Below are 9,032 nucleotides of genomic sequence, written 5' to 3'. Positions count from 1 at the left end.
GGGGAACACCATGTCATTTTTCACGGACAAGGCCCGGCACATTAATGCCGTTTGGCCCGTAAAGCATCAAAACAGCTACACAAGCAATCTCAGGGTCTTGTCCCTGAAATGGTGCCATTTGGTTCCTGACTTGCGTGGTCAACTCCTGCGTGTCTCTGGCGATATCAACGCCATGAACATAAGCAATCGCGGCAACTGTGCCGGTGTTCAGCTCGATCCGATCACACATTTGCGCACCAGCCATAGCCTGCGCAATGTGATTGAGAGCGTTCTCACGAGCGCCCGCCTGAACTGGCAAAATATGGCAAATTGCCATGCCACAGGCGATGATAAGTCTTCGCATTTTAAATCCCCAACCGTTGCCCCTGTGCAAAATACTGCACCAAAGGCAGGTATTTCGCAAGAAACACAATCTTCATTTGATGCGTGGGGCCTCATCGCCCGCCACCAGATCGCTTTCATGTCGCCCTGTGCTTTCGCCATCGGCTTCATGATCGCTTGCAGCGCGTGAGGCGGCCATGACACCGCAAGAGCAAGACGCCCTTTTCCGCGAGAACCATCGGCTGAAAATGATCATCGTCCGCACATTCCGCGAACTTGATCCATGCGCGCACGTGGATACCCGCAGCGACATCGATGTGCTGGCCACCCTGCCCGACACAATCCGTAACCAGCTCCGGCTGATCGGCATGGAGTTGGCGCGATGATCGATATGCTCACAGCTCTCCAGGATGCCTTCGCCGCACTCTACAATTCCTTGTTTATCATCCTGGTTCTGTGGGTGATTTTGATATGCGTTGGCTTGGTTTTCTGGCTCTGGAACAGCAATAGCCGGCTACGTGAGGAAAATTATGATCTGCGGAGGCGCGCGGTTAGAGCCGAGGCAGCTATTGCTTTTGCTTATGATCTGCCATCGCCAGAAGCCAAGTCTGATTTCATTTTGGAATATCGCCTCGGCTACAAAATCAGGGCCACGTATTCCGGCTGGCCCGAATTTCTCCAGGCGCGTCTCTCTGCCGCGCTGGACAATCGCTCATGACCCGCCTCGCCAGCGCGCCCGTCGCATCTTTCCGCGCCGATGGGTCGACCGTTGATCTGGTTGCGCCGCACCCCGGCGAGGTTTGCGTCTACAAGATGGCGTCGGCGCTGTCGCGGATCAACCGGTTCAACGGTGTTCCGGAGGCTGGCGGCTATAGCGTGGCGCAGCATAGCGTGATGGGCACCGAGGCGCTGCTGAATGAGCGCGCAGATTCGATGCTGGCAGCGCTGTTTCTGTTTCACGATGGCCATGAATATCTGTTGGGCGATTGGACCCGCCCGGCGCAGGACGCCATTGCCGCCGTGATCCGCCAACAGACGGCAGAAATCGGCGTGGCCGTCGCTTTCCGCACCGCCATAGCCGCCCTGAAAAACGGCTGGGACACGGCAATTTACAGCGCTCTGCACCTGCCACCGCCAAGCGCCTGGAAATCAGGAGACCGCAAGCTGGTCCACGCCATGGACACGATGATGCTGGGCGCGGAAGCCCGCGCACTCTTCCTGCGCGGCCAGGAGCTTTACCCCATCGATAAATACCGCCAGCCGAAGCTGAAGGGGGCCATCACCCCATGGGGTCCAGCCAAGGCCGAAGAGGCCTTCATCAAACTCGCCATCCGCCTACTCGGCCAGGACCGCATAGACGCCTGCCGGCTGGCCCACCTCGCCCATATTTCCAAGCCAGCCAAGAGCCGGTGAACTGGAGGAGTTTTTACAATGGAAGATAGCGAAATTCGCGCCAACGCCGCCCGGCTTGCGGACGATATCCGTGAGTTTGTCGAGGATGAGAGCCCTGAAGCCGCAGTGATGGCACTGGGCGGCATTCTGGCGGTTTTGATCTTCGCCAACACAAGCAACATTGAAGAGGCCGCCGAGAAGATCGCGGCGGTCGCGGAGAACATCACCGCCGTTACGCTTCGGTTGCATCGAGAAAATGCCATGCCCGAAAAGGCAGGTGCGTGATGGCCTATTTTTCCAACGCATCCGAGGGGATGGACTACGTCGAAGAGCATTGCTCTCGCTGCGTCCACGACGATGGCTGCCCAGTCATGGCGGCCCACATGCTGTTCAATTATCGGGAATGCAACAATCCCGACAGCATTTTGCACATGCTCATCCCGCGAGACGGCATCATCAATCAGCGATGCAGAATGTTCATTGAGAGGAAAGCAGTCGGTGACCTGTTCGCAGAAACGGCAGGTGCATAATGGCCGGTTCCGTCAACAAAGTCATTCTTATCGGGTTTTTGGGCGCCGATCCGGAGATCCGCCGTACCCAGGACGGTAAGCCGATTGCCAATCTGCGGGTTGCCACATCCGAGACCTGGCGCGACCGCACATCCGGTGACCGCAAGGAAAAGACCGAGTGGCACAGCGTGGTGATTTTCACCGAAGGTCTCTGCAAGGTTGCCGAGCAGTACCTGAAAAAAGGCGCTCACGTCTACATCGAGGGCAAGATGCAAACCCGCAAATGGCAGGACCAGAGCGGCAACGACCGCTACAGCACCGAGATCGTGCTGAACGGCTTCAACGCCATCCTGACCATGCTGGGCAGCAACTCTTCCAACCGCCCGCCCGCCGCCGATAGCCCGGATGATTACGGCCAAAGCCGCGATACCGGCAGCCGCGCTGCGCCTGCTGGACGCGGCTTCCGCGACGACATGGATGACGAGGTGCCGTTCTGATGGAGTTCGCAATGATTGGTGAAGTCTGGAGAGTGGTTCCGAGCGCGCCAGCTTTTCTTGCCTCAAGCGAAGGCCGGATCATGGTTGCACCATATGTCGCCGGACTTCCGAATGGAGGAGAGAGGCAATACGGCGGCGAACCTCATTTTGGCGTCTGGGAAAAGACCGCAGCTCGCTTCATCACGGTCTTAAAAGGCAAAACATACAAGGTTCATCGCCTCGTTTGCGAAGCCTTCAACGGGCCACCACCATCAGCAGATTCCGTATGCATGCACCTGGATGAGAACGCGGCGAACAACAGGCCCAGCAACCTCCAGTGGGGCACCCAAAAAGAGAATCTGAATTTCCCTGGGTTCAAGCAGAAATGCACAGAACGCAACGCCAGAAGGCACAGCCGAAAGGACCAATCTAATGAAAATCATCAATGAAGCCAGCGTGCTGCTCGGCATCCTCGAACATGGAGAGCTGAACCAGGATCTGTCCGCCAAGCTCAAGGAAGTTGTCGGGTTCCTGCGCGATCTCTCGATGGAAAGCCCGAAGACGAAATTCAAGGGCGAGGTCACGCTCACCATGAAGTTCGAGATGCACAACGACATGGTCACCGTCAACAACGAGATCAAGACCAAGATCCCAAAGGTTCAACGCCGCGGCGACGTGTTCTGGGCCACCGACGAAGGCGCCCTTTCTACCGAGCATCCGGCCCAGCGCGACATGTTTGGCGGCCCGCGCGTCCTCGATGGCGCCCGCCAGAACTGACCTTTCCCTCTCTTCGCTTTCCAAATTTCACAGGCTTTTAAACCCCAAGGAGCATGACTATGACGATCTCACCCCCAGACGATGTAATCTTGACCGCGCCCCTCGATATCATCGCCATCCGCGAAATGGCCGACGACGCCGGCACCACTCTGGTGCGTGTTGAGCTGCCGGAAGCCATTCACGGCCTGCCGTCACAAATCCCGGTATTGATCGACCGCAAGTCCGGCAAGGCGACTTCCGTCAAGTCGCTGCTGGAAGAATACCGTGAAAAGCCCCGCGTCAAACTGGGCACAGCAGAAGTCAAAACGCTGGAAAGCTTCATCAGTCTGGTCAATCGCCACAAGACCAGCGACAGCGTGATTTTCGCCGAAACCGACTGGAAGAACCCCAGCATTACCGCCGTGATCGATTACCATCAGGCGGAAAGCGGCGGCACTGCCGACAACTGCAAGCACCGGATCAAATATCCATTCCCGCTGTCGGAAGAATGGCAGGCATGGGTCGCTCAAAACGGCGAGCCCATGGTCCAGGCAGACTTTGCGCAGTGGATCGAAGATCATATCCCCGATCTGTCCGCCCCGACGCAGCAGGAAATTGACGAATACCTGGACACGTTCAGCTTGAAAACCGCCTATCCGAATGAGCTGGTCACGCTCTCGCGCGGTCTACAGGTCAACGTTGCCAGCAACGTCAAAAACAACGTCACCCTGCAAAGCGGTGAAGGCCAGATCACCTTTGAGGAAGAACATCGGGACGCTACCGGTGCCAAGCTTTCCGTGCCCGGCCTGTTCATTCTTTCCATTGCGCCGTTCTTCATGGGCACCAAGGCCCGCATTCCTGTGCGCCTGCGCTACCGCGTCAAGAATGGGGCGGTGATCTGGAGCTTTCACCTCTACCGGCCGGACATCCACATCACCGACCAGGTGCGCGCCGATCTGGACAGCGCGGAACAAGAGACCGACCTACCTGCCTATGAAGGCAAGCCGGAAGTGACGGTCTAACACCATGACCCCACTCGCCAGCAACCCCGCCGTGACCGATCCGAAAGCGACCCTGACGCCAGCCCAGCGGGAAGCCCTGCTGGCCATCCGCTTCTATCGCTTCAATGTTCGCGCGCGGCGCCACTGGCGAGTGGGGAACCTTCCCGTAACTGACGCCACCATCAAAGCCCTGATCGGCCACGGACTGGTGCTGAAACGCGGCGGGCAAAACCCACTGACCTTAACCACTGCTGGTGAGCTTGCCAGCGATAAGCTGAAAGGCTGAGGTGATGAGTGACCTCCCAAAACTCGCCCTGTCGATTCTCCAGCCATGGACGCATTACACCGTCAATCTGGGCGAGAACATTAAAAAACGCAATTTGTACACGCGGTTTCGCGGACCAGTGTGCATTCACACTGGCCAAAACATACCGATAGACGAGATGCATGGCTGCCTTGCTACAGCGCATGGCCTTCGCGGCTTCAACCTTTGGCCTAGAGGCAATGATCTTGGCGATGGGCAAGGCCGACAGCCCGAGGGCATCATTGCAACAGCAGAGATTGTTGATTGTGTTGGTCGGCCCGGGGTCTTAGCCTTCAATTTCGTTCTTCGAAGCCTGCAGCCCGTCGATTTTATCCCCGTCAAAGGCGCACTGGGCTTTTTTGATTGGCGCCGGAACCTCGAAGGGGCGAACTGATGGCCGACAAACCAATCCCTTTCAGCGGCCCGATGGTCCGCGCAATGCTGGACGGTCGCAAGACCCAGACGCGCCGCACGCTGAAAGATGTAGACCCCAGCTATTACGACGCATTCCACGGCTTTGTCGGCATAGATTGCACCAAGGCCGTCTTCACAGGGTTGCGCGAGAAGCCTTATTCATCCCGCCTGCGTTACTCTGTCGGCGACCGCCTCTGGGTCAAAGAAGCCTTTATCCCTGATCCGCCGTCAGACGATCCATCATGGGACGACAATGTCAGCACCTATGTCGAATGGAGCGGTTGCGGCTCACGCCTCAAGGATATTCCCGCGAAGCTGCGCGATAGCGACTGCTGCATTTTCGCGGCCGATGGGCTGATAGAGCCGGGTACGATCCGGTGGGTGTCCGGCATGTTCATGCCACGCTGGGCTTCTCGCCTCACCCTCATTGTCACCGATGTCCGCGTCATGCGGATGCAAGATATCACGGACGCCGATTCCATTGCAGAAGGCGCGACCTATCGGCTGGAATGCCGAGGCCCAGCGCTGGAAGACCCCGGCTGGTCAATGGATTGGGGTCCGGTCGATAGTCGCAAGGTGTTGGATATCGATCACTGCCTGTCGTCGGCTGGCGGCGCGTTCCTCAACTATTTCCACACCTTGAACAAGTTCGCCAAAAAATACGGCGATGACCCGAGCATATGGCCGAGCCCATGGGTCGCTGCCTACACCTTCCGCGTCATCAAATCCAATATCGACAGGGTCGCACCATGATCACCGCCAGCAAATCCGCCCTCGCCGCCGCGCTGAAAGTCCGCAAGAGCATCGTCGAGACCCGCAACACCATCCCGATTCTCTCCAATGTCGGATTTGAGCGTGGACCGTTCGGCCTGCAACTGCGCATGACGGACCTCGACATTGAAGGCACCGTCGATCTCGCGGCCGATCTTGATATGGATTTTCACCCTTTCACGGTCGCGGCCAAGCTGCTGGACGAGATCGTCGGCAAGCTTCCCGATGGCGCGCAGGTGAAGATCAAGCTGGATGAGGACAAGACGCAAGCTATCGTCTCGTCTGGACGGTCCCGGTTTCAGCTCCAGGTGCTGCCATTGGATGATCTGCCGATCATGCCGGATTTCACCGCCGATAAACCCACCCGTTGCACCGCCTCCGGGTCGGGGTTGAAAGCCGCGCTCACCTCCGTCGCCTTCGCTATTTCCACGGAAGAGACCCGATATTATCTGAATGGCGTCTTTATTGAGCCAGGCGCCGGTGGTGCCTTTCTGGTGGCAACGGACGGTCACCGGCTGGCCAAGCGCTGGCTGCGCATCGAAGGCGCTGCCCCGCGTTGTATCATTCTGCCGCGCAAGCTGGTCACTGCACTGCTGGCGCACCTGCCCGATGGCGACGTGACGCTGGAGGCGACGGATAGCCGAATCTCTATCACCATGCCCGGCCTGCGGATCGTCTCGAAGCTGATCGACGGCACTTTCCCCGATTATACCCGCGTCATTCCGCAGGCGGGCGCGGCGAAGGCTGAGTTTGAAGCCAAGGCCATCAGGCCCGCCGTCGAGCGCGTCATCGTCATTTCCAGCGAGAAAGGCCGGGCCGTCAAGTTCAAGTTTTCGGATGGCCAGTTGCAGCTGTCGGTCAACAACCCCGACGCCGGATCGGCCGAGGAAACCATTACCGTCGAAGGCCCGCTGGAAATCGAAGCGGGGTTTAACGGCAAATACGTCCTCGACGCCCTGGCCCACCTCGGCGACGGCCCGCTAACCCTCGCCATGGAAACCGCTGGCAGCCCCGCCATCCTGCGGGCCGATGGCGACCACGAAGAAAACCTCATCGTGCTGATGCCGATGCGGGTGTGATTGGAGAGAGATGATGGAAATCACACAGGAAACACTATCGTCCGCTTGCGCAGCACTGATCGCGCGCGGCAAGGGAAATAATGTCACCATCGCGGATATCCGCGCAATGCTTGAAGCCGCGTTTTCTACGGAATTTGGCAACGAAGAACAGCCTCGCTACACGACGCGCCGCTTGCGCGAAGAGATCGCCAAGGCAGAAGAGCGTGGTCGGCAGTATGAATGCGAAACCGCTGGGGCAGAGGATCCAGCTGAAACACTACAGAGCCGCGTTCAACCGTGGATGATCGCTTGCTTTGGTCCGGAGATTTCCGCCGACAAGTTGGAGCGCGGTGACCGTTTGCTTGAGGAGGTATTCGAGCTGCTTCAATCTGGAGACTATCCTCGGGAGCGCATTCGAGCGCTTGAGGATTACACGTGGGCAAGACCTAAAGGAGCGCCAGCTCAAGAAGTCGGCGGCGTCATGGTAACGCTAGCGGCTTATTGCCTCGCTCACGATTTGAATATGCATGAAGCTGGCGAAATTGAGCTTGCTCGCATTTGGACGAAAGTCGAAAAAATCAGAGCGAAGCAGGCAGCAAAACCGACAGGCTCGGCGCTTCCGATTGCCGTCGCTAAAATGCCTGCACAGGACGTGCCAGTCACGCTCAACTACACCAACTATCGCGGCGAGACATCAGAGCGCACCATACTGCCCAAGAATATCTGGTTTGGCTCGACCGAGTGGCACCCGGAACCGCAATGGCTCCTCACGGCCTTCGATCTTGAAAAGAAGGCTGACCGTGATTTTGCGCTGAAAGACTTCGGTAAATCACCATCTGCCGAATTGGAGCCATTTACGATCAAGAATAATTGGGTAAGGGCCAGACATCGGCCAGAAGCACCCGGCCCAGTACACGAAGTTTGGGCGTTTACCGAGAACGGTTATACTACAGAATGTGAGCCTTGGGCTGAAATCGCGTCCGCTATTTGCGCCCAAGCGGACCCAGCGGAGGCAAAGCCGTTGCATAAAAAACCACAGCCAGACGAACCTACTGTTCTCGCGCCAGCAGGAAAACAGGGCACCCCTGACAGCTTTGCTGACCCGAAACTACTCATCATCGGCAGCGAAGGCATTGTCGGGAGGAGGCTAAAGTCCTGTTTCCCGTCAGCCTTGACAATGGACGCAACAGGCTCGCCAACAATTCGGGCAGACATCCTTGACTGCCCCAATTTACCCGATTGCGATGTTGTCATCATGCTCGCTTGCGCAAGCAACGATCCAAATCTGGGATGGGAGACGCAATCTAAATCGCTCCGCATGGCCGAGATTGTCATCCACAACGCTGCCGCCAAAGGCATACCGGTGATTTATGCATCCTCTGTGTGGGCAGAACGCCATCCTCTAAATTGTTATGGGGCAGTTAAGCGCTGCATTGAACAAATGGTGGATAGCTTTGGCGGTATATCCATCCGGCTCGGATGGATCGGCCATACACCGGCAGATATCGAGCGCGCAGATGACCGCGACAAGCAGGACGCTTGGTCGGATGAAAAACTATGCCTCGAGGTTCGGAAAGCCCTTCAAAAGGTTTGCCGCACGCCGCAACAGCTACGCGGAGGGCTAAATCAGTGAGCAACATTTCTAAAAACACGACGCAGGCAAACCTTGCAGCAATCGCGATCATCGGCGACCGAGATCCGAAGAAGGATACCGTGGATATTCTGATGACAATGGAGCAAAGCGTTACGGCAATCCTGCTCATGGCCACAGGTGATCCACGTATGGCGGCGATGATGCTCAACGATGCACTGGTTCCCGCCGTAGAAGGACGCCTCTCATTCTTTGCGTCAAAACTCGGTGGCAAGCAATGAAGATCCGCTGGAATATCACATACATCGGCATGTTTGGCTGCATGTGGCTGGTACGCGAAGTCTGCGCCGCCTTCTATCCTGGCCTCCCAGCGCTCGACTACCCAAGACTGACCTTCTATGCCGTGATGATTGGGCTCAGCGAGGTTTGCTTTTTGCTA

The 9,032-nt window shown here is 57.4% G+C and carries 16 protein-coding genes; all 16 read left to right on the top strand.

Features of this window, described 5'->3' with window-relative positions:
- Positions 1-10: 10 nt before the first annotated feature.
- Genes AVCG78_RS06925 through AVCG78_RS06850 form a run of 16 tightly spaced genes read left to right on the top strand, consistent with a single transcriptional unit; the run spans position 11 to position 8,874 of the window.
- The gene (locus AVCG78_RS06925) at positions 11-511 is read left to right on the top strand and encodes a hypothetical protein (RefSeq protein ID WP_071585147.1); all 501 of its coding nucleotides are present in this window, start codon (positions 11-13) and stop codon (positions 509-511) included.
- Between the two features lie 7 nt (positions 512-518).
- A complete protein-coding gene (locus tag AVCG78_RS06920) occupies positions 519-707 on the top strand; it encodes a hypothetical protein (RefSeq protein WP_071585146.1) in 189 nt (62 codons plus the stop codon).
- A complete protein-coding gene (locus AVCG78_RS06915; RefSeq protein ID WP_071585145.1) occupies positions 704-1,039 on the top strand; it encodes a hypothetical protein in 336 nt (111 codons plus the stop codon). Before AVCG78_RS06920 ends, AVCG78_RS06915 begins: the two co-directional genes overlap by 4 nt.
- Positions 1,036-1,734 (top strand): hypothetical protein, encoded by a 699-nt coding sequence (locus AVCG78_RS06910; RefSeq protein ID WP_071585144.1) that lies wholly within the window; start codon positions 1,036-1,038, stop codon positions 1,732-1,734. The genes AVCG78_RS06915 and AVCG78_RS06910 overlap by 4 nt, the downstream gene beginning before the upstream one ends.
- A gap of 18 nt (positions 1,735-1,752) precedes the next feature.
- Positions 1,753-1,998: a hypothetical protein gene (locus AVCG78_RS06905; RefSeq protein ID WP_071585143.1), complete on the top strand. Its 246-nt coding sequence runs from the start codon at positions 1,753-1,755 to the stop codon at positions 1,996-1,998.
- A complete protein-coding gene (locus AVCG78_RS06900) occupies positions 1,998-2,243 on the top strand; it encodes a hypothetical protein (protein WP_071585142.1) in 246 nt (81 codons plus the stop codon). Before AVCG78_RS06905 ends, AVCG78_RS06900 begins: the two co-directional genes overlap by 1 nt.
- The gene (locus tag AVCG78_RS06895; RefSeq protein WP_071585141.1) at positions 2,243-2,719 is read left to right on the top strand and encodes a single-stranded DNA-binding protein; all 477 of its coding nucleotides are present in this window, start codon (positions 2,243-2,245) and stop codon (positions 2,717-2,719) included. The genes AVCG78_RS06900 and AVCG78_RS06895 overlap by 1 nt, the downstream gene beginning before the upstream one ends.
- Before the next feature lie 11 nt (positions 2,720-2,730).
- Entirely contained in the window at positions 2,731-3,147 is a 417-nt protein-coding gene (locus AVCG78_RS06890; RefSeq protein ID WP_234796162.1) for an HNH endonuclease signature motif containing protein, read from the top strand.
- Positions 3,131-3,475, top strand: coding sequence for a hypothetical protein (locus AVCG78_RS06885; protein ID WP_071585139.1), 345 nt, complete (start codon positions 3,131-3,133; stop codon positions 3,473-3,475). Before AVCG78_RS06890 ends, AVCG78_RS06885 begins: the two co-directional genes overlap by 17 nt.
- A 59-nt stretch (positions 3,476-3,534) precedes the next feature.
- Positions 3,535-4,476, top strand: a complete 942-nt coding sequence (locus tag AVCG78_RS06880) for a DUF2303 family protein (protein ID WP_143049415.1) — start codon at positions 3,535-3,537, stop codon at positions 4,474-4,476.
- Positions 4,477-4,480: 4 nt separating this feature from the next.
- The gene (locus AVCG78_RS06875) at positions 4,481-4,741 is read left to right on the top strand and encodes a hypothetical protein (RefSeq protein ID WP_071585137.1); all 261 of its coding nucleotides are present in this window, start codon (positions 4,481-4,483) and stop codon (positions 4,739-4,741) included.
- A gap of 4 nt (positions 4,742-4,745) precedes the next feature.
- The gene (locus tag AVCG78_RS06870; protein ID WP_071585136.1) at positions 4,746-5,153 is read left to right on the top strand and encodes an ASCH domain-containing protein; all 408 of its coding nucleotides are present in this window, start codon (positions 4,746-4,748) and stop codon (positions 5,151-5,153) included.
- Positions 5,153-5,926, top strand: a complete 774-nt coding sequence (locus tag AVCG78_RS06865; RefSeq protein ID WP_071585135.1) for a hypothetical protein — start codon at positions 5,153-5,155, stop codon at positions 5,924-5,926. Before AVCG78_RS06870 ends, AVCG78_RS06865 begins: the two co-directional genes overlap by 1 nt.
- Positions 5,923-7,023 (top strand): DNA polymerase III subunit beta, encoded by a 1,101-nt coding sequence (dnaN, locus tag AVCG78_RS06860; protein WP_174089669.1) that lies wholly within the window; start codon positions 5,923-5,925, stop codon positions 7,021-7,023. Before AVCG78_RS06865 ends, dnaN begins: the two co-directional genes overlap by 4 nt.
- A 10-nt stretch (positions 7,024-7,033) precedes the next feature.
- Positions 7,034-8,635 (top strand): NAD-dependent epimerase/dehydratase family protein, encoded by a 1,602-nt coding sequence (locus tag AVCG78_RS06855; protein ID WP_234796161.1) that lies wholly within the window; start codon positions 7,034-7,036, stop codon positions 8,633-8,635.
- Positions 8,632-8,874 (top strand): hypothetical protein, encoded by a 243-nt coding sequence (locus AVCG78_RS06850; protein WP_071585133.1) that lies wholly within the window; start codon positions 8,632-8,634, stop codon positions 8,872-8,874. The genes AVCG78_RS06855 and AVCG78_RS06850 overlap by 4 nt, the downstream gene beginning before the upstream one ends.
- Positions 8,875-9,032 lie beyond the last annotated feature (158 nt).

The sequence above is a fragment of the Gillisella vitis genome (genome assembly GCF_021559775.1).
Lineage (GTDB): Bacteria > Pseudomonadota > Alphaproteobacteria > Rhizobiales > Rhizobiaceae > Allorhizobium > Allorhizobium ampelinum.
Note: the sequence above shows the minus strand (reverse complement) of the source record. Positions and strands in the feature narration are given on the sequence as shown.

Excerpts from the sequence above, each read along its gene's own strand:
- AVCG78_RS06925 (WP_071585147.1), top strand. The coding sequence starts at position 11 with ATGTCATTTTTCACGGACAAGGCCCGGCACATTAATGCCGTTTGGCCC.
- AVCG78_RS06920 (WP_071585146.1), top strand. The coding sequence starts at position 519 with ATGACACCGCAAGAGCAAGACGCCCTTTTCCGCGAGAACCATCGGCTG.
- AVCG78_RS06915 (WP_071585145.1), top strand. The coding sequence starts at position 704 with ATGATCGATATGCTCACAGCTCTCCAGGATGCCTTCGCCGCACTCTAC.
- AVCG78_RS06910 (WP_071585144.1), top strand. The coding sequence starts at position 1,036 with ATGACCCGCCTCGCCAGCGCGCCCGTCGCATCTTTCCGCGCCGATGGG.
- AVCG78_RS06905 (WP_071585143.1), top strand. The coding sequence starts at position 1,753 with ATGGAAGATAGCGAAATTCGCGCCAACGCCGCCCGGCTTGCGGACGAT.
- AVCG78_RS06900 (WP_071585142.1), top strand. The coding sequence starts at position 1,998 with ATGGCCTATTTTTCCAACGCATCCGAGGGGATGGACTACGTCGAAGAG.
- AVCG78_RS06895 (WP_071585141.1), top strand. The coding sequence starts at position 2,243 with ATGGCCGGTTCCGTCAACAAAGTCATTCTTATCGGGTTTTTGGGCGCC.
- AVCG78_RS06890 (WP_234796162.1), top strand. The coding sequence starts at position 2,731 with ATGATTGGTGAAGTCTGGAGAGTGGTTCCGAGCGCGCCAGCTTTTCTT.
- AVCG78_RS06885 (WP_071585139.1), top strand. The coding sequence starts at position 3,131 with ATGAAAATCATCAATGAAGCCAGCGTGCTGCTCGGCATCCTCGAACAT.
- AVCG78_RS06880 (WP_143049415.1), top strand. The coding sequence starts at position 3,535 with ATGACGATCTCACCCCCAGACGATGTAATCTTGACCGCGCCCCTCGAT.
- AVCG78_RS06875 (WP_071585137.1), top strand. The coding sequence starts at position 4,481 with ATGACCCCACTCGCCAGCAACCCCGCCGTGACCGATCCGAAAGCGACC.
- AVCG78_RS06870 (WP_071585136.1), top strand. The coding sequence starts at position 4,746 with ATGAGTGACCTCCCAAAACTCGCCCTGTCGATTCTCCAGCCATGGACG.
- AVCG78_RS06865 (WP_071585135.1), top strand. The coding sequence starts at position 5,153 with ATGGCCGACAAACCAATCCCTTTCAGCGGCCCGATGGTCCGCGCAATG.
- dnaN (WP_174089669.1), top strand. The coding sequence starts at position 5,923 with ATGATCACCGCCAGCAAATCCGCCCTCGCCGCCGCGCTGAAAGTCCGC.
- AVCG78_RS06855 (WP_234796161.1), top strand. The coding sequence starts at position 7,034 with ATGATGGAAATCACACAGGAAACACTATCGTCCGCTTGCGCAGCACTG.